The 19,028-nt window shown below is 67.4% G+C and carries 18 protein-coding genes; 13 read left to right on the forward strand and 5 right to left on the reverse strand.

The window, feature by feature from the left end; all coding sequences use genetic code 11:
- Positions 1-27: 27 nt before the first annotated feature.
- The 3 genes from dnaJ to K7711_RS21855 all read left to right on the forward strand — a co-directional run bounded on the left by dnaJ (position 28) and on the right by K7711_RS21855 (position 3,338).
- Complete coding sequence (dnaJ, locus tag K7711_RS21845; protein WP_222971334.1) at positions 28-1,212, forward strand: molecular chaperone DnaJ; 1,185 nt, start codon at positions 28-30, stop codon at positions 1,210-1,212.
- Entirely contained in the window at positions 1,212-1,637 is a 426-nt protein-coding gene (locus K7711_RS21850) for a heat shock protein transcriptional repressor HspR (protein WP_235747526.1), read from the forward strand. Before dnaJ ends, K7711_RS21850 begins: the two co-directional genes overlap by 1 nt.
- A 531-nt stretch (positions 1,638-2,168) precedes the next feature.
- The gene (locus K7711_RS21855) at positions 2,169-3,338 is read left to right on the forward strand and encodes a globin domain-containing protein (RefSeq protein ID WP_222971255.1); all 1,170 of its coding nucleotides are present in this window, start codon (positions 2,169-2,171) and stop codon (positions 3,336-3,338) included.
- Between the two features lie 6 nt (positions 3,339-3,344).
- On the opposite strand, the gene K7711_RS21860 is transcribed toward K7711_RS21855, so the two are convergent.
- Together K7711_RS21860 and K7711_RS21865 are read right to left on the reverse strand one after the other, a co-directional pair.
- The gene (locus K7711_RS21860) at positions 3,345-4,130 is read right to left on the reverse strand and encodes an FAD-binding oxidoreductase (protein ID WP_222971256.1); all 786 of its coding nucleotides are present in this window, start codon (positions 4,128-4,130) and stop codon (positions 3,345-3,347) included.
- 57 nt (positions 4,131-4,187) lie between these two features.
- Positions 4,188-5,348 carry an FAD-binding oxidoreductase gene (locus K7711_RS21865; protein ID WP_222971257.1) on the reverse strand — a complete coding sequence of 387 codons (1,161 nt, stop codon included), beginning with the start codon at positions 5,346-5,348 and terminating at the stop codon, positions 4,188-4,190.
- A 307-nt stretch (positions 5,349-5,655) separates the two neighbouring features.
- On the opposite strand from K7711_RS21865, the gene clpB reads away from it, so the two are divergent.
- The 7 genes from clpB (at position 5,656) to K7711_RS21900 (ending at position 13,678) form a co-directional block, all read left to right on the forward strand.
- The gene (clpB, locus tag K7711_RS21870; RefSeq protein WP_222971258.1) at positions 5,656-8,211 is read left to right on the forward strand and encodes an ATP-dependent chaperone ClpB; all 2,556 of its coding nucleotides are present in this window, start codon (positions 5,656-5,658) and stop codon (positions 8,209-8,211) included.
- Positions 8,212-8,267: 56 nt separating this feature from the next.
- On the forward strand, positions 8,268-9,119 hold the full coding sequence (locus K7711_RS21875) for a DUF5666 domain-containing protein (protein ID WP_222971259.1): 852 nt from the start codon (positions 8,268-8,270) through the stop codon (positions 9,117-9,119).
- Positions 9,120-9,203: 84 nt separating this feature from the next.
- Complete coding sequence (locus K7711_RS48970; RefSeq protein ID WP_308014868.1) at positions 9,204-10,379, forward strand: TtfA family protein; 1,176 nt, start codon at positions 9,204-9,206, stop codon at positions 10,377-10,379.
- A gap of 60 nt (positions 10,380-10,439) precedes the next feature.
- Positions 10,440-11,249 carry an SDR family NAD(P)-dependent oxidoreductase gene (locus tag K7711_RS21885; protein WP_222971260.1) on the forward strand — a complete coding sequence of 270 codons (810 nt, stop codon included), beginning with the start codon at positions 10,440-10,442 and terminating at the stop codon, positions 11,247-11,249.
- A 51-nt stretch (positions 11,250-11,300) separates the two neighbouring features.
- Positions 11,301-11,846: an orotate phosphoribosyltransferase gene (pyrE, locus tag K7711_RS21890; protein ID WP_040828671.1), complete on the forward strand. Its 546-nt coding sequence runs from the start codon at positions 11,301-11,303 to the stop codon at positions 11,844-11,846.
- A 90-nt stretch (positions 11,847-11,936) separates the two neighbouring features.
- The gene (locus tag K7711_RS21895; protein ID WP_222971261.1) at positions 11,937-12,995 is read left to right on the forward strand and encodes a beta-ketoacyl-ACP synthase 3; all 1,059 of its coding nucleotides are present in this window, start codon (positions 11,937-11,939) and stop codon (positions 12,993-12,995) included.
- Positions 12,995-13,678, forward strand: coding sequence for a lysoplasmalogenase (locus K7711_RS21900; RefSeq protein ID WP_222971262.1), 684 nt, complete (start codon positions 12,995-12,997; stop codon positions 13,676-13,678). The genes K7711_RS21895 and K7711_RS21900 overlap by 1 nt, the downstream gene beginning before the upstream one ends.
- A 3-nt stretch (positions 13,679-13,681) precedes the next feature.
- Here the strand turns inward: K7711_RS21900 and K7711_RS21905 are convergent, their stop codons facing one another.
- Positions 13,682-14,101: a hypothetical protein gene (locus tag K7711_RS21905; protein ID WP_372460169.1), complete on the reverse strand. Its 420-nt coding sequence runs from the start codon at positions 14,099-14,101 to the stop codon at positions 13,682-13,684.
- Positions 14,102-14,244: 143 nt separating this feature from the next.
- Here K7711_RS21905 and K7711_RS21910 point away from each other — a divergent pair, with 143 nt between their 5' ends.
- Both K7711_RS21910 and K7711_RS21915 read left to right on the forward strand, forming a co-directional pair.
- Positions 14,245-14,916, forward strand: coding sequence for a TrmH family RNA methyltransferase (locus tag K7711_RS21910; protein WP_308014869.1), 672 nt, complete (start codon positions 14,245-14,247; stop codon positions 14,914-14,916).
- 182 nt (positions 14,917-15,098) lie between these two features.
- Entirely contained in the window at positions 15,099-16,184 is a 1,086-nt protein-coding gene (locus tag K7711_RS21915) for a glycoside hydrolase family 76 protein (protein ID WP_222971338.1), read from the forward strand.
- A 12-nt stretch (positions 16,185-16,196) separates the two neighbouring features.
- Here K7711_RS21915 and K7711_RS21920 read toward each other — a convergent pair whose 3' ends face one another.
- Together K7711_RS21920 and K7711_RS21925 are read right to left on the reverse strand one after the other, a co-directional pair.
- Positions 16,197-16,862, reverse strand: coding sequence for a DedA family protein (locus tag K7711_RS21920; protein ID WP_222971339.1), 666 nt, complete (start codon positions 16,860-16,862; stop codon positions 16,197-16,199).
- A gap of 40 nt (positions 16,863-16,902) precedes the next feature.
- Entirely contained in the window at positions 16,903-17,616 is a 714-nt protein-coding gene (locus K7711_RS21925) for a DedA family protein (protein ID WP_372460170.1), read from the reverse strand.
- A gap of 159 nt (positions 17,617-17,775) precedes the next feature.
- On the opposite strand from K7711_RS21925, the gene fbaA reads away from it, so the two are divergent.
- Positions 17,776-18,813 (forward strand): class II fructose-bisphosphate aldolase, encoded by a 1,038-nt coding sequence (gene fbaA, locus K7711_RS21930; protein WP_222971264.1) that lies wholly within the window; start codon positions 17,776-17,778, stop codon positions 18,811-18,813.
- The last annotated feature ends 215 nt before the right edge of the window (positions 18,814-19,028 follow it).

Here is a 19,028-nt window from a genome sequence, read left to right on the forward strand (position 1 = left end):
TGCACAAGCACAGAGAGGAGGAGATGCCTGGTGAATCGTGAGTGGCTCGAGAAGGACTTCTACAAGGAGCTGGGTATTTCCTCCGGCGCCACCCAGGACGAGATCAAGAAGGCCTATCGCAAGCTGGCCCGGGACCTGCATCCGGACAAGAATCCGGGTGATGTGAAGGCCGAGGAGCGGTTCAAGGCCGTCAGCGAGGCGCATGCCGTGCTGTCCGATCCGGAGAAGCGCACGGAGTACGACGAGGCCCGGAAGTTGTTCGCGAGCGGCGGTTTCGGTCGTGGCGGCTTCTCACCGGGTGGCGGTGGCGGCTACGGACAGGGTGGATTCAACGAATTCAACCTGGGCGACATCTTCGGTGGCGCAGCCGGTTCCACCGCGGACGGCGGGCTCGGCGATATTCTCGGCGGCTTGTTCAACCGCGGCCCCGGTGGTGCGACGCGCACCTCGACCCGGCCGCGGCGCGGCAGCGATGTGGAGACCGAGACCAATCTCGGCTTCCGCGAGGCCGCGCAGGGCGTCACCGTGCCACTGCGGATGACCAGCCCGTCGCCGTGTACGACCTGTCACGGCAGCGGCGCGAAGCCCGGTACGAGTCCGCGAGTCTGCCCGCACTGCAACGGAACCGGCGTCATCAGCCGGAACCAGGGTGCGTTCGGATTCAGCGAACCGTGCGAGGACTGCCGCGGCACGGGGTCGATCATCGACGATCCGTGTGTGGACTGCCGCGGCACCGGCATCCAGAACCGGACCCGCACCATCACGGTGCGGATTCCGCCGGGTGTGCGGGACGGTCAGCGAATTCGCCTGGCGGGCCAGGGCGAAGCAGGTCTGCGCGGTGCGCCCGCGGGTGATCTGTTCGTCACCGTGCACGTCAGCCAGGACAAGGTCTTCGGCCGCAACGGCGACGACCTGACCCTGGTGCTGCCGGTCAGTTACAGCGAATTGGTGCTCGGCACAACGGTGTCCGTGCCCACGCTGGAGGGCCGGGTCGGCGTGAAGGTGCCCGCGGGCACCGCCGACGGCCGTACCCTGAGAGTGCGCGGGCGCGGTGTGCCCAAGCGCTCCGGTGGTGCGGGCGACCTGCTGGTGACGGTCAAGGTCGCGATTCCGCCGAAGCTGGACGACGAGGCCTCCGAGGCGCTGCGGCGTTACGCGGAGGCGGAGAAGGCCGGTGGGTTCGACCCGCGAGCTGGATGGGCAGGTGCGTAATGTCCGGTCATGCAGGGGCTTCGCCCCCACAACCGCCCGGTAACGACCGGGGTGGAGCAGGCGTCGAGTACTTCGTGATCTCGGTTGCCGCCCAGCTGGCCGGTATGCACGCGCAAACGCTGCGCACCTACGACCGGCTGGGTCTGGTCACCCCGCACCGCACCTCGGGCGGGGGCCGGCGCTATTCGAACCGGGATGTGGAGTTGCTCCGCGAGGTGCAGCGCCTGTCCCAGGACGAGGGCGTCAACCTGGCCGGTATCAAGCGCATCATCGAACTGACCAACCAGGTCGAGGCGCTGCAACAGCGGGTCGGCGAGCTCTCCGACGAGGTGGAACGCCTGCGTTCGGGCTACCGCCCCGATCTGACTCCGCCGCAACGCAGCACCGCACTCGTGGTCTGGCAGCCGCGCAACAAGCGACGTTAGATCGCGAAATATCCAACGAGACAGCGCCCCTGGTGACAGGGGCGCTGTTTTCGTAGCTGGGGGAGTGGCCTCCCCGCACTGTACGCACGGTGAATGGTTGCGCGAGATGTGCTGTGCTCGCGGGTCGGGCATTGGGTGATGTGGCACCGGGGCGGCGGCCTCGGAATCCGCGATTGGGTGGCGAGAATGTTGCCGGAGTAGTGATCTCGGGCGATCCGGCGGTCGACATCGAGTGATGATCGATTGCAGGAAGATCGCTGTAGAAGTGAGTCTTTCAAAATGAATCATGTTGATTCGGTGAGATGTGGGCGGGGAATGACCGAATTTACTGGGCAAACGGTTGGTTTATCGGTGTCGGCACCTGCGTTGAGCAGGTTCGGGGGGAATTACACGTGGGTTGTTCGGGAGGTTTGGTCCGTTGCTGGCAAACCTCGCCTACACTCTGATCGTATCGGCTGCTGCCGGGTTTCTGGACGGCGTGCTACTCGTGGCCGTGCTCGTATTCGAGTGCGAAATGGGGTTGTGAGACAGATGGATTCGCGTGCCGCCGCCTTGGTCAGGACGACGTTCAAAGCGGTTGCTGCGGAGGAGGCGGGGCCTGAGAAAGTGGCCGGATCGTTCTTCGCGATCCTGTTCAGCGCGCAACCGCAGCTGCGTGAGTTCTTTCCCGCATCCCTGGACACTCAGCGTGAGCGGCTGGTCTCCGCGCTCGCCCATGTGGTGGATCGGCTCGAGGAGCCCGACGAGCTGCTGCCGTTCCTCGCGCAGCTCGGTCGCGATCACCGCAAGTACGGCATCGCGCCGGAACATTATCCGGCCGTGGGGAAATCGCTGATCACGGCGGTGCGTGCGCATGCGCGCACCGAGTTGTGGACCGAGGAGGCGGAGCACGCCTGGCAGGAGTGCGTCACCCTGATCACGCGGACCATGATCGTGGGGGCGCAGGATCCGGACACGCCCGCGGTGTGGAGCGGCACGGTGGTCGAACATCGCCGGGTGCTGGACGATCTCGCCGTCGTGCGGGTGCGGTTGGATCAGCCGATGCAGTACGCCGCCGGTCAGTACCTGAGCGTGCAGATCCCGTCCCGGCTGCGGATGTGGCGGTACCTGTCCCCGGCCGGTCCGTCGAATGCGGAGGGGGAGATCGAATTCCACGTGCGCGCCCGCACCGGCGGCTGGGTCAGCCCGGCCCTGGTCGGGCACACCGCGGTCGGTGACCAGTGGCTGTTGAGTGCGCCGATGGGCGGGCTCGGCATCCCTCGCAACACCCGGCGCAAGCTGCTGATGATCGGCTGCGGCACCGGAATCGCCCCGCTGCGAGCACAACTCGTGGCGATGGCGCGTCGCCGGTCCAATCCGCGGGTGCACCTGTTCGTCGGCGGACATCACCCGTGCGACCTGTACGACCTCGTGACGCTGAGCGAATTGGCCGCGGCCGGCAAATGGCTGACCGTCACGCCGATCGTCGAGAGCGAGGAAAACCCTTGGTGGTACTTCGATTCCGGTGATCCGACACCGGATCTGCCGGGCCTGGACCCGCGCCGCACCGGCCAGATCGGCGCTGTGGTGGCGGGTTACGGCCCGTGGGCCGATCGCGACGTGCAGATCTCGGGCTCCCCGTCGATGGTGCAGACCACCAAATTCCGCCTGATGGCAGCGGGTACCCCCGCCGCCAACATCCGCCACGACCCGTTGTTCTGAGAGACCTCAAACCCCTTCGTAGCGAATGGCTTCCGCGGGGGTGCCGGTCTGGATCAGACGATCGATGGTAGCCGTGGTCATCCCCGGCGAACCGCACACCAGGATCTGGTGGTGCTCCAGCGGCCCCATCTCCCCGACGACGTCCGCGAGAGTGCCCTCCAGCATCTCGTCCACATCGAATCCCACGTCCACCCGGCAGCTCTCGTACCAGGGGTCTTCCCACGTCGGATCGTCGGGACTCTCCACCACGGGAACGACCGTCAGCCAGGGAAGTTCGCCGGTCAGCAGGTAGAGCATGTCCGAGGCGTACAGATCGCGGGGTGAGCGGCCGCCGATGAACAGGTGGGTGCGGGGCGGTTCCGGGCGACGGGAGATCTCCAGCAGGATCGAGCGCAGCGGCGCCAGACCGGTGCCGCCGGCCAGCATCACCACATCGGTCGCGTCGTTGTCGACCGCCAGCCAGCCCGCCGGATCGGTGATCCGCCATTCGTCGCCCGGCTGGGTGTCCGCGACGATCGATCCGCTGCACCACCCGCCCGGCACGGTCCGGACGTGGAACTCCAGCTTGCCGTCCCGGGAAGGCGCCAGCGCGGGCGACAGGCGCCGCCGCAACCCGGGATGCTGCGGAATCTGCACCTCGACCGACTGGCCCGCGACGAACGGTACGTAATCACCGATCAGCCGCACCACCGCGATGTCGTGCCGCAGCCGGTGGTGCCCGACCACCGTCGCGGCCCATTCGGTGGGCGCGCCGAGGTGGATCTCGCCGGTCTCATCGGGGCCGAGGGTCATACACCATCCCTGTTCGTCGAAATACCTTGTCCTGCGGTCGAATCGATCGGCTGCGGATCACACCGGATCCGCGGTGATGGCCCATTCCGGTGTGCCGACCGCCACCAGTGCCCGGGTGGTGGCCGCGATCATCCGGGCCGATCCGGCGATCTGGATCTGCCGATCGGACCAGGAACCGAAGCTCGCCACCACCGCACCCAGATTACCGATCAGCCTGCGGTGCATGCCGAACGGCGGGTCGGCCGGGGGATGCGGATACCACCACGGGTTGGATGCGTTCTCGCACACCGGGATCACGGTCAGCCACGGATTGCTCAGCGACAGCTGCCACATGTTCTGCACGTCGTACAGATCGCACGGATACTGCCCGCCCATGAAGAAGTGCACCCGCGGATTGTCGCCGCGCCTGCCCATCTCGATGAGCTGCGCGCGCAGCGGTGCGATACCGGTGCCCGAACCGATCATCAGCACATCCGTGCCGCTGTCGCGGTCCACGTGCAGCCCGCCCAGCGGCCCGGCGATCTGCCAGACGTCCCCCGCCTCGGTCTCGGCGACGATGGCCGGGCTCACCCAGCCGTTCTCCACCTTGCGGACGTGGAATTCGATCTCCCCGTAGGGATTCGTCGGAATCGCGGGCGAGAGGTACCGCCACATCTTGGGCCGCTGCGGAACCGACACCGGGACGTACTGCCCGGCCTGATAGGGAATCGGCGTCTCGGATTGCAGCCGCACGATCGCCAGATCCTCCAGCACCTGCCGGTGCCCGACCACCGTCGCCTCCCAGAAGGGCTGGGAGGTATCGGAATTCGCGCCGATGGCCATCGAGGCGGACACCAGGATGCCGATATCGCGCCAGCCCTCCTCGAGTTCGCGGGACCAGCCGCCGATGCCGAAGTAGGTGCGGAACGCGGCCACCAGCGCGCGACCGGCGATATCGTAATGTGCCGCCTCGACCCCGTACTTGCGGTGGTCGCGGGCGAGTTGTTCGAGGAAGTGCTGGGCGCGGTCCCAGTCCTCGAGATGGTCGAGCACGAACTGCACGGCGGTCATCACGCGCTTGGGCTGCATATCCATGGCGGGCGGGAACAGCTCCCGCAGCCGGGGATTCTCCCCGAACATATGGCCGTAGAACGCGCTGACCAGCCGTTCCGGCCCGTTCGGCGATTCGATGACGGACCGGAAATTGGCGCGGACCAGCGCAGCCGAACGCGCATCCACGACTCGAGCTTCCTTTCTGCATAGAACGGTCCGGACTGCCACGCCCGGACCGGCTCGGGTTCCAGTATCCCCGAAAAAACCGTGGTCGCACGGTTATGAGGTCTTGACGGTACCCAACCTCGCTGAGGGCGAAACGCCGTGGTCGGGTGGTTCGCCGGGCTAGCGTGGGGGAAGTGGTCCTCGGTGATGTTGCGTGAGCCGCCGAAAAGACTCAAACTTGAGCGGAACAGACTCAACTTCTACTGCGTTGAACTGATCGGAAGCAGCCGGACGAGGCTGCGCACAGACGACACGTAGGAAGGTGATCGTGGACTCGTTCAATCCCACCACCAAAACTCAGGCGGCCTTCACCGCCGCGCTGCAGTCCGCCTCGGCCGCGGGCAACCCGGAGATTCGTCCGGCGCACTTGCTGGTGGCCCTGCTGGATCAGACCGACGGCATCGCCGCCCCCCTGTTGAAGGCTGTCGCGGCTGATCCGGTCCAGATTCGACGCGAGGCCCAGGACATCATCGACCGGCTGCCCAGCGCGACCGGCGCGACAACCACACCGCAGCTGGGCCGCGAGGCCGTCGCCGCGATGAGTGCCGCCCAGAAGCTGGCCACGGAGTTGGGTGACGAATACGTCTCCACCGAGGTGCTGCTGATCGGTTTGGCCAGTGGCGATTCCGACATCTCGCAGCTGCTGCTGAAGTACGGCGCGAGCGCGGACGCGTTGCGCGAGGCGCTGGCCTCCGTGCGCGGCAACACCCGCGTGACCAGCCCCGATCCCGAGAGCACCTATCAGGCGCTGGAGAAGTACTCCACCGACCTGACCGCGGCCGCTCGCGAAGGCAAGCTCGATCCGGTCATCGGCCGCGACACCGAAATCCGCCGTGTCGTCCAGGTGCTGAGCCGCCGCACCAAGAACAACCCGGTATTGATCGGTGAACCCGGCGTCGGTAAGACCGCGATCGTGGAGGGCCTGGCCCAGCGCATCGTCGCCGGCGACGTGCCGGAGTCGTTGAAGGGCAAGAAGCTCATCTCCCTGGACCTGGGCGCGATGGTGGCGGGTGCGAAGTACCGCGGTGAGTTCGAGGAGCGGCTCAAGGCGGTGCTGGAGGAGATCAAATCCAGTGCCGGACAGGTGGTCACGTTCATCGACGAGCTGCACACCATCGTCGGCGCGGGCGCCACCGGCGAGTCGGCGATGGACGCCGGCAACATGATCAAGCCGATGCTGGCCCGCGGTGAGTTGCGGCTGGTCGGCGCCACCACGCTCGACGAATACCGCCGGCACATCGAGAAGGACGCGGCCCTCGAGCGCCGGTTCCAGCAGGTGATGGTCGGCGAGCCGTCGGTGGAGGACACCGTCGGCATCCTGCGCGGGCTCAAGGAGCGCTACGAGCTGCACCACGGCGTTCGCATCACCGACTCCGCGCTGGTGGCCGCCGCGACGCTGTCCGACCGCTACATCACCTCGCGGTTCCTGCCGGACAAGGCGATCGACCTGGTCGACGAGTCGGCCTCGCGGCTGCGCATGGAGATCGACTCGCGTCCGGTGGAGATCGACGAGGTCGAGCGGTCGGTGCGCCGGCTCGAGATCGAGGAGATGGCGCTGTCGAAGGAGACCGACGAGGCGTCCAAACAGCGGCTGGAGAAGCTGCGCGGCGAACTCGCCGACGCACGCGAGAAGCTGAATCAGCTGACCACCCGCTGGCAGAACGAGAAGGGCGCCCTCGACCAGATCCGGGTCCGCAAGGAGGAACTGGAGGCGCTGCGCGACGAGGAGCTGCGCGCCGAGCGCGACGGTGACCTCGAAAAGGTCTCGAAGCTGCGCTACGAGGACATCCCGCACGCCGAGCTGGCCATGGCCGAGGCCGAACAGCAGGTCGGCAAGGCCGCGGACGGCGAGGTGATGCTGCAGGAAGAGGTGGGCCCCAACGACATCGCCGAGGTGGTGTCGTCGTGGACCGGCATCCCCGTGGGCAAGATGCTCGAGGGCGAAACCCGCAAGCTGCTGCGCATGGAGGAGGAGCTGGGCAAGCGCGTCGTCGGGCAATCCGAAGCGGTGCAAGCGGTTTCGGACGCGGTGCGTCGCGCGCGGGCCGGGGTCGCCGACCCGAACCGGCCCACCGGCTCGTTCATGTTCATCGGCCCCACCGGCGTCGGTAAGACGGAGCTGGCGAAGGCGTTGGCGGACTTCCTGTTCGACGACGAGCGCGCCATGACCCGCATCGATATGAGCGAGTACTCCGAGAAGCACTCGGTCGCTCGCCTGGTCGGCGCGCCGCCCGGATACGTCGGCTACGACCAGGGCGGTCAGTTGACCGAGGCGGTGCGACGCCGGCCGTACACGGTGGTGCTGTTCGACGAGATCGAGAAGGCGCACCCGGACGTGTTCGACATCCTGCTGCAGGTGCTCGACGAGGGCCGGTTGACCGACGGCCAGGGCCGCACGGTCGACTTCCGCAACACCATCCTCATCCTCACCTCCAACCTGGGTGCGGGCGGCGACAAGGATTTCGTGATGAACGCGGTGCGCGCCGCGTTCAAGCCGGAATTCCTCAACCGCCTGGACGACGTGGTGATGTTCCACGCGCTCGACGAGTCGGAACTCGAGGAGATCGTCGGCATCCAGCTGAACCAGCTGCAGAAGCGTCTGTCGCAGCGGCGGCTCACCCTGGAGGTCAGCGATGCGGCGCGGTTCTGGCTGGCGGAGCGGGGTTACGACGCGGCCTACGGCGCCCGCCCGCTGCGTCGGCTGATCCAGCAGTCCATCGGGGATTCCCTGGCCAAGGAACTGCTGGCAGGCGAGGTCGCCGACGGCGATCTGGTGAAGGTCAACGTCTCCCCGGACGGTGACGGCCTGATTGTCGGCAGGTGAACAGGGCCATACGGCTGATCCTCGGATGTGGTCTACATCTCCCCTAATCTGGATGTATGACCACTCCGAGCGATCCGTGGGCACCGCGGCCGGATTCGCCCGACGCGCCGACCGAACATCTCGGAGCGCCGGGCGAGCCTGAGGGTATGCGTACGACGGAGTACTCGGACGCATACGGGTCGACCGAGCCCTATCAGTACTTCGACCAGGCTCCCGGGCCGAATCCGACCCGGGAGCTGCCGCCGTATCAGAGCCAGTGGGGCGTCTACGAGGGGCCCGGTCCGGGCGAGGCCGCGTACGACACCCAGTGGATCGGTCCGGCCCGCACGACGCCCGTCCAGGCCGGCCCGCAGCCGACGCTGGTCGGCCCGCCCGATCTGCCGCCGGACCAGCTCCCGCCGCACCGCAACCGGCGCGGCATGTGGGTGGGGCTGACGCTGGTGGCCTTCGCGGTGGTGGTGCTCGGCGCGGTCGCGGTCGGCTTGTTCCTGGGCAGTGATTCGTCGTCGTCCTCGACCGCCGGGGGCACCACGTACCGCTCGGCTCCCACCGGACTGCCGCTGTTCCCGCAGTCGCCCGATACGCCCGGCACCGGGACGACCACCGCGCCGCAGCTGCCCGGACTGGGCGGCACCGCCGACGGCCTCGGCGCGACGATGGGCACGATCAGCGCGAACGACGGATCCACGCTGACCGTCGATTCGCTCTCCGGTTCGACCATCACCGTGCACACCGATGCCAAGACCGAGGTGATCGCGCTGGGTTCGAGCACCATCGCCGATCTGCATCCCGGCGATATGGTCGTGGTCCAGGGTGACAAGAACCTCGACGGGTCGATTCAGGCCAAGATCGTCATCGGCACCGCACTGCCCTCGCAGAGCACTCCCACACCTACGCCGACGCGCTGATCCGCGGCCCGCGGCCGGGCGGCCACGCACAACACGCAGTGCGCACACCACGCGCGGTGCGCGTGGCAACTAGACTTGTCCGCGATGACGGCAATGTGGTTCGGACTCGCGGCGATCGCACTGGTTGGTGCGATCGTGCTGCTGTATTTCGATCGGCTCCAGCGGCAGCGGACCGGTCACGTGCGTCAGGTCTGGGCGAAAGCCCAGGGCTACACCTATGTTTCGGTCGAACCGGCACTGGCGGCGACGTGGCGTCGCGGTGCGATGGCCAAACTCGGGTACCTGTCCGCGGTCGACGTGGTCTCCGGTAATCGCAAGGGCGAGAAGTTCGTTCTGTTCGATCTGGAGGACGCCGCGACGCTGGTCGCCGTGCGTCGGCAGATCGGCTCCGATATCGATATCGACCTGCGCCTCAAGACCGCCGCCCCGCCCAAGGACGCGGATCTGGAGCTGCTCGGCGCGATCGGTGACCGAGTGGTGTTCGCGACCAACCCGGATATCGCCCGGCACGCGGTGGATCAGCGGATGGTCGCCTTCATCGAAACCCTGTCCGGCAGCGTGCAACAGCTGTGGAGTGAGGGCAACTGGACGCTCGGCGTGCTGCCGGTGGGCCTGTCCTCGCGGGAGTGGGAGGGTGCGGTCGACGCGGTGCTACGGCTGTCCGGCCTGCTGCACGTACTGCCACCGGTGGCCGGTGGCGGCGACTCCGGGGATCCCGATGTGCGTGATCCGGGACGTCCGCTGCCGCGCGCTCGCGCCGAGGGCGAGGATCCCGAGGCGGACTACGAGCAGGATCGGCCGGGCCCACGCGGTTACGGCGATTACGACCAGGACCGTCGCTACGACGACGAGCGCAGGTACGCCGAACGCCCCGACGCGGACCGCCGCTACGACGAGCGCGACTTCGACGATCCGGACGACCGTGCGCACCCGTCCGCGAAACTCGGCGAATTCGATTCCGAGCGACGCGATTACGAGATTCCCGCCGACGAGTCCGACAGCGGGTACGCCTCGCTGGTGAACGATATCGCCGGGGAATCCGAACCGCCGCAACGTCGCCCGGCGCTGGCCGTGGTGCCCGATCCGCGCACCCGGGTCCGGCGCAACTGGCCCCCGGCCGAAGAAAAATCGCCCGAGGATTCCGAACACCAGCCCGAGGAACCCGAATTCGCGGAGGACCTGCCCGAGGAGGAGTCCGACCGCCCCGGCGGCCCGTTCCACCCCGGCTTCCGCCCGTATCAGGGCCCCGCGCCGCGCTGAGCATCCGCGGTGCCTACCGCTGGTGAACGGTGGTCGGCACGGGTGCGCGATGATTAGGGCATGACCGAAACACCCGCCGCCCGCCTACCCGGCGCGAGCAGGCCCGTAGCCATGGTCACCGGTCCGACGTCCGGAATCGGCCACGCCTACGCGACGCGGCTGGCCTCGCTCGGCTACGACCTGGTGCTGGTTGCCCGCGACGAGCAGCGTCTGGTCGCCCTGGGCGAGGAGATGAGCAGGCGTTTCGACACCCGGTCCCAGGTGCTGGCGGCGGATCTGGCCGACCGTGCCGACCGCGATCGGGTCGCCGAGCGGCTGGGTGAGGGCGTCGAGTTCCTGGTCAACAACGCCGGCCTGGGCATCTCCGGCGAGTTCTGGTCCAACGATTGGGAGAAGTTGCGGGCGCAGCTGGACGTCAACGTCACCGCGGTCACGCAGCTGACCCACGCGGCACTGCCGCCGATGATCGCCGCGGCGAAGGGCGCGATCGTGAACGTCGCCAGTGTCGCGGGTCTGATTCCGGGACGTGGATCGACGTATTCGGCGTCCAAGGCCTACGTCGTATCCTTGTCCGAAGGGCTGGCGGGCGGACTCGCAGGAACGGGAGTTCGAGTGCAGGCGCTGTGCCCCGGATTCGTCCACACCGAATTCCACGATCGGGCCGGTATCGATATGTCGTCGCTGCCGAAGCCGATGTGGCTCGATGTCGAGCAGGTAGTGGCGGGTTCACTGCGTGATCTGGAATCCAACCAGGTGGTCAGCGTGCCCGGCGCCCAGTACAAGGTGCTCACCACGGTGGCCGGGATGATCCCGCGCTCCCTGCTGGTCCGCGCCAGTCGGACCCTGTTCAACGCACGCGGTAGGACTTAGAGCGGCCAGGCCCGCAGCGGCCGGTCGACCAGAAAGGACACGGCACACAAGATGATCGAATCGACCACCGACCGGGACAGACTGGCCGGGCTGGTACGGGAGCTGGCCGTCGTGCACGGCCGAGTCACCCTGTCTTCGGGCAAGGAGGCCGACTACTACGTCGACCTGCGGCGCGCGACACTACATCACCAGGCAGCGCCGCTGATCGGAGCGTTGTTGCGCGAGCTGGTATCGGACTGGGAATTCGATGCGGTCGGCGGGCTCACCATGGGCGCCGATCCGGTGGCGGTTGCGGTGATGCACGCCCCCGGACGTCCGGTGGACGCGTTCGTGGTGCGCAAGGCCGCCAAGACGCACGGCATGCAACGGCAGATCGAGGGTCCGGACATCGTCGGTAAGCGGGTGCTGGTGGTCGAGGACACCACCACGACCGGGAATTCCCCGCTCACCGCGGTGCGCGCGTTGCGTGAGGCCGGGGCGACGGTGGTCGGCGTGGCGACCGTGGTGGACCGCGAGACCGGGGCGGATCAGGTGATCGCCGCGGAGGGTCTGGAATACCGTTCGATCCTCGGGCTGAAGGATCTCGCCCTCGGGTGAGGAGGACGTCCGACGCTGTTGGCACTGGGTTAGCCTGGACGGTGGTCTCCTGTCGAACAGTGTTGTCGTGAAGGGTCGTGTGAGTCGCCTGTGGTGAGCATTGCGGTGAACAAGGGACGTGAGAATGTCGCGATGCTCGGCATCGGCGCTTACCGGCCCACTCGGATCGTCAGCAACGCCGAGGTGTGCGAGGTACTCGAATCGACCCCGGAGTGGATCTACGAGCGCACCGGAATTCACAACCGGCGCTGGATCAGCGGTGACGAGACGCTGCGTTCGATGGCGGCCGCGGCGGGGGAGCGCGCGATCGCCAACAGCGGTATCGATCGGTCCCTGATCGGCGCGCTGGTGCTGGCCAGTTCGAGCTGGTTGAAGCTCACCCCGCACGGTGCGCCGACCATCGCGCACGACATGGGGATGAACGGCATCCCGGCGTTCGACCTGACCTCGGGCTGCGGCGGTTTCGGCTACGGGCTCGGCGTGGCCGCGGATATGATCCGCGCCGGTTCGGCCGATTACATCCTGGTGATCGGGGCCGAGACGATGACCGTCGGGCTGGATCCGACCGACCGCGGCACCGCGATGATCTTCGGTGACGGCGCCGGTGCGGTGGTGGTCGGGCCCAGCGAGGAGAACGGCATCTCCCCGACGGTGTGGGGCAGTGACGGCGAGAACGCCGAGGCCATCGCCCAGAACGTGGATTTTCTCGCGTACATGGACAAGGCGCAGGCGTTGCAGGGCGCGGATCCCGACGCCGAGCCGGTAGGCCGGATGTCGCTGCGGATGGAGGGGCCGCGGGTGTTCCGGTGGGCCGCGGTGACGCTGCCGCGGGCGTTGTCCTCGGCGCTGGAGATGTCCGGGGTGGCCAAGGAGGACATCGAGGTCTTCGTCCCGCATCAGGCCAATGCCCGGATCAACGAGCTGATGCGCAAGAATCTCGGTCTGGCCGACGATATCCCGATGGCCAACGACATCGAGAACACCGGCAACACCTCGGCGGCGTCGATACCGCTGGCGATCGAGGAGATGCTGGTCAGCGGGCGGGCCAAGGGTGGTCAGCTGGCCCTGCTGCTCGGTTTCGGGGCCGGCCTGAGCTATGCCGGTCAAGTGGTTCGGCTGCCACCCGTGCCGCTCGAGCCCAGTTTCTGATGCGCCCGTTCCGGATTGCCTATGCGGCGGCGGCCGCGTTGACCGTGGCCGGTGCGCTCACCGGACGCGAGCGGCTGCAGTGGATCGGCAAGCCCGCGATGATGCCGCTGCTGGCCGCCGACGTGGTGCGCGCGGGCGATGCGCTCGCTCCCGCGGATCGGCGGTTGCTGCTCGGCTCGCTGGCCGCCGCGACGGTGGGTGATGTGCTGCTGATCGATCCGGACGACGATCGTCGCCTGGTCGCGGGCGCGAGCGCGTTCGCGGTGATGCAGACGGGGTATTCGGCGCTGTGGTGGCGGCGTGGGGCGCGGCCGCGGGTCGCGGTGGCGCTGCCCCGGATCGCGGCTTGGGCGGGAGCCGGTGCGCTGCTGCGGGTTCGGGCGCCCCGGATCGCGATTCCGTTGAGCGCGTACGGCGCCACGCTCGGTACGGCCGCGGTACTCGCCTCGGATCCCGGGCTGGCTCCGGAGGCGGAAACCGTTGCGGGGATGACTGTTCCGTCGTCGGATCCGCGTAGCCGGCTGGGACTGGGCGCGCTGCTGTTCACCGTCTCGGACGGGCTGATCGTGGTGCGTCGCCTGTTCGCCCGGACCTCGCGGGCTCGCCGGATCAGCGAGGGCGTCATCCTGGGGACCTACGCCGCGGCCCAGTACCTGCTGGCCGATCCCGAAGTCCACCGGTGATCCTCACAGGCACAGGATGATCCGGTCGCGATCGGACGGGTCGACGCGGATCGAGATCGTCTCGCCGACCGCGATTCTGGGACGGTCGATCGGAGCGACGTCGAAAACGATGGTGCCGCGGTAGGTTTCGGATCCGGGCACGTTCAGCTCGAGATCCAGTTCGGTGAGTTCGGTGTGATGGTCGGTGTGTTCGAGCGGATGCACGCCTTCGATCACCGCCCACCCTTCCAGGCCGTGCCGCAACAACTTCCGATCACTGTGCGAGGGACGTTGTGCGTAGAGCATCCCCAGACCGACACAGGATCCGAACATCCCCACCAACGCCACCAGCTGGAATGCCACCGTCCCCGGCGGCGTGCGATGCACCACCCACCCCAGCCACAGGCCGAGAAGGATCAGGTACCCGGCTGTCACACCGAGCACAGTGCGAAGTATCCGAGAGTGGTTCATGACCCACCTCCACCACCACTTACCAGGGTAGTGCCCCCGCGCTACCCCGCGCAGTAAATGCGTTCTCGGTTGTGTGATCATCCATCGGTGTTTTCCACCAGCGCGCGGTCGGCATCGTGAGTGCGGGCGACCAGGAACTCCCTGGGCCCACTGAATGGGGTGAGCATCCGTACGGGGTCGGGCCGTGGGTGCGGGAGTTCGGGACGGAGCCGCCGCGGGATCCGCGGCTGGATCCGGAGTTGCTCGCCGAGGGCGATCGGCGCAACGTCGTGGACGCGTACCGGTACTGGACGCGGGAGGCGATCATCGCCGACATCGATGAGCGCAGGCACGAATTCCATGTCGCCATCGAGAACTTCGGGCACGACGCGAATATCGGCACCGTGGTCCGCACGGCCAACGCGTTCGCCGCGGCGGCGGTGCACATCGTCGGGCGTCGTCGCTGGAATCGGCGCGGCGCGATGGTGACCGACCGGTATCAGCACATCGAACATCACGCCGATATCGCCGGACTGCTGGAATTCGCCGAACGCGCGAATCTGGTCGTCGTCGCGGTCGACAACGTTCCCGGCGCCGTGCCCCTGGAGACGGTGCGGCTGCCACGCAACTGTCTGCTGCTGTTCGGGCAGGAGGGTCCGGGGGTGACCGAGCAGGCGAAGTCGGCGGCGGTCATGACCGTCTCGATCGCGCAGTTCGGTTCCACGCGCAGTATCAATGCCGGGGTCGCGGCCGGGATCGCCATGCACACCTGGATCGCGCAGCACGCCGATCCGAGCCGAGCCTGGTGAACCGGGTCGATCGCGGACGCGAGACGGTTGGGTAACAAATCGGGCGCGAAAACGGCGGTTCTGCTGGCACCATGGATGCCATGAGTGCGTCCAGCGACGATGTGCCCACCCCACAGCACGCCCGTGCCGCGGCCGGTGGGGCGGCCGATCCGACGGCCGCGGAGTGGTCGCGCCGCGCGGATATGGCCGAATCCGCGATCGTGTCGCGCAGTCTGCTCAGGTTGTGGGGGATTCCGGGAACCGAGCTGGGTGTGGTCGGCTGGCCCCCGGTCCTGCGCGAGCGGCTGTTCTTCACCTGGAACTACTGGTGGCAGGCGCATCTGATCGACTGTGCTGTCGACGCCGCCAACCGCGAGCCGACCGCGGCCCGGGTGCGCCGCGTCGCGGCGCTGGCCCGCGGGCATCGCCTGCGCAACCTCACCGGCTGGACCAACAACTACTACGACGATATGGCCTGGCTGGCCCTGGCGTTGCAGCGCGCCGACCGCATCCGCGGCGTCACCGATGTGCGCGGCGGGCTGGTCGCCCTGGAGAAGGCGCTGACCACCGGCTGGCAGCCGCAGATCGGCGCACTCCCGTGGCGCAAGGGCGCCGATTACTACAACACCCCGGCCAACGGTCCGGCCGCCATCGCCCTGGCCCGCTTCGGTCGCTACACGCGGGCGACGGAGATCGCGGACTGGCTGGACAAGAATCTGCGTGACGGTGAGACGGGCCTGATCCTGGACGGCGTGCACCTGCCGTCGAATCGGATGGAGCGCAACGTCTTCAGCTACTGCCAAGGCGTGGTCCTCGGGCTGGAAACCGAATTGGCCGTGCACACAGGTGAATCCGTGCATGTGGACCGGGTGCGGCGGCTGGTCGCCGCGGTCGCCGAGCAGATGACCGACCACGGTGTCGTCACCGGCGGCAGCGGCGGGGACGGTGGACTGTTCAACGGGATTCTGGTGCGTTATCTGGCACTGGTGGCCCTGCTGCTGCCGGGCGAGAACGCCGACCGGGCGCAGATCCGGCGGCAGGCCGCCTCGATCGTCACGGCCTCGGCCCGCGCGGCCTGGGATCACCGGCTCGAGGTGGAGGGCGAACCGCTGTTCGGCGACGTCTGGTCCGATCCGGCGCACCTGCCGGTCGGGACCGCGGGCGCGGCGAAATTCACCGCGAACGGATCGGTCACACCGTCGCGCACCCCGGAGCGGGATCTGTCGGTGCAATTGTCGGGATGGCTGCTGATGGAGGCCGCGTACACGGTGACCGCCGCCGGATTCTGAGTCCGCGGACCGTCAGAGGGCTTCGCCTTCGGTGCACATGGATTCGGGCCGATCGAGGTCGAACTCCTCGGTCGGGCGAGACATCTCCAACCGGTACTGCCGAATGCCCAGTGCGGTCCCGATGATCAGGCAGGCGACCAGCGTCCCGATCACCGTCGGCATCAGCCACGACACCTTGCCCAGGAATCCGCCCGCGTAGAAGCCGATCAGCAACAGCACCGGAGCCCAGATGATCGCGCCGATCGTGCTGGCGAGGGTGTAGCGCCGGTGATCCATCTGCGCGGCCCCGGCCACGAGCGGGCACAGCGTGCGCACCCAGGGAATCCAGCGCGCCACCAGCACCGCCAGGAATCCGTGCCGATGCAGCATCTCGGTGACTCGCGTGAGATTTCTGGTGTTGATATATCGCCCGTCGCGCCGGGCCACCAGTCGGTGTCCGGTGCGATGCCCGATGACGTACCCCACCTGATTACCCGCGATCGCGGCGATCATGGTGCCCACGGCCAGCGCCCACACCTGGGTGCTGCCGGTCTCGTGGGAAGCAAGCACGATTCCGGCGGTGAGCAGCATCGAGTCGCCCGGCAGGAACAGGCCGATGATCAGGGCGCATTCCAGGAACACGAAGATCAGGACGACGATCCATACCAGCAGCGGCCCGGCGGAATCCAGCGGTTCCATACCGCCGAGTGCGAGGGTTACAGGGGTGTTCGGCAAGGTGTCAGCGCAAGGATTCGTTCGTCGGAACTACGTCGGGTTCGGTCTCGAGCACGGGCTCGTGGTTGCGGAGCTTCTTGGCGACCGAGATGATGCCCGGCAGGATCGAGACGAGCACGATCAGGATGAAGATCGCCTCGATGTGATTGCGGATGAACGACACGTTGCCCAGCAGCGCGCCCAGAATCGTGACGCCGCCGCCCCACGCGATACCACCGACGATGTCGAAGGTCAGGAACTTGCGGTAATCCATCTTGGACACACCCGCCAGCACCGGCATGAAGGTGCGCACGATCGGCACGAACCGGCCCAGGATGATGGTCTTGGGTCCGTACTTCTCGAAGAACGCGTGCGTCTCGGTGACGTACTGCTGCTTGAAGAAGCGCCCGTCCTCCTTCTGGAACAGCGCCGGGCCGATGGCCCGCCCGATCCAGTAGGCACACTGATCGCCCGCGATGGCGGTGATCGCGACGGCGGGCACCAGCGCCCAGATCGATACCGGATGCGGATTCTGCACCGCCAGCATTCCGCCCGTGAACAGCAGCGAATCACCGGGCAGGACCGGGAACAGCAGACCTGTTTCGATGAAGACGATGACCATGATGGCCGGAAGCACCGCATGCTTGAGCGGTGTATCCGTCAGCAGATGCACGGGATCGAGCAGCCCCTTTATTCCGGAGCTGCTCGCAAGAACGTCGGTAATGGCCAGCGCGGTCACGGCCCCCACAGTACCGGCCCCTGAGCTATCACACCGACCTGTGCCGAATTTGCGGTGGTGGACCGGGTGCGGGTACGGCGGTACCACCTTCCGGAGCGCGGACGCGGCACCTTAGGGTGAGAGGGGACAGATCTGTTTCTTCCCACCACGGAGGTCCTAGTGCCCATTGCGACTCCGGAGGTCTACGCCGAGATGCTCGGTCGGGCCAAAGAGAACTCCTTCGCATTCCCCGCGATCAACTGCACCTCGTCGGAGACGATCAACGCAGCGATCCGCGGTTTCGCCGAGGCCGGCAGTGACGGCATCATCCAGTTCTCCACCGGCGGCGCCGAATTCGGTTCCGGTCTGGGCGTGAAGGATATGGTCGTCGGCGCCACCGCGCTGGCCGAGTTCGCGCACGTGATCGCCGCCCGGTACGACGTGACCATCGCGCTGCACACCGACCACTGCCCCAAGGACAAGCTGGACGGTTTCGTCCGCCCGCTGCTGGCCATCTCCCAGGAGCGGGTGAAGGCCGGGCAGAACCCGCTGTTCCAGTCGCACATGTGGGACGGTTCGGCCATCCCGATCGACGAGAACCTCGAAATCGCCAAGGAACTGCTCAAGCAGGCCGCCGCGGCGAACATCATCCTCGAGGTCGAGATCGGTGTCGTCGGTGGTGAGGAGGACGGCGTCGAGGCCGAGATCAACGAGAAGCTCTACACCTCGTCCGAGGACTTCGTGAAGACCATCGACGCGCTGGGCTCCGGGGAGAACGGCAAGTACCTGCTCGCCGCGACCTTCGGCAACGTGCACGGTGTGTACAAGCCGGGCAACGTGGTGCTCAAGCCCGAGGTGCTCGCCGAGGGCCAGAAGGTGGCCTCGGCCAAGCTGGGCCTGGCCGAGGGGTCCAAGCCGTTCGATTTCGTCTTCCACGGCGGTTCGGGCTCGCTGAAGTCCGAGATCGACGATTCGCTGAAGTACGGCGTGGTGAAGATGAACGTCGACACCGACACCCAGTACGCGTTCACCCGTCCGATCGCGGGCCACATGTTCGCCAACTACGACGGTGTGCTGAAGATCGACGGCGAGGTCGGCAACAAGAAGACCTACGATCCGCGCAGCTACCTGAAGAAGGCCGAGACCTCGATGGCCGACCGCGTCGTCGAGGCATGCAACGACCTGAAGTCCGCAGGCAAGTCCGTCAGCGCGAAGTAACGCTCCTCCGCCTCCCCGGGACCTCAGCGTTTCGCTGGGTGCCCGGGGACTCGCGCGTCGGGCCGACGGATGGGTGCGTGGCCGGGTTTCGGGCGTGCCCGGGGAGTTACCCATGTTCTCGCGAGATCGGTTGTTGCGTACGGATCGGGTCGGCGGGTGCCGCCGGGCTCGCGTTTCCGGGTGACGGGTGGGAGCGTGGTCTGGTCCTGGGTGTA

It is taken from the genome of Nocardia coffeae, assembly GCF_019890715.1.
GTDB lineage: Bacteria > Actinomycetota > Actinomycetes > Mycobacteriales > Mycobacteriaceae > Nocardia > Nocardia jiangxiensis.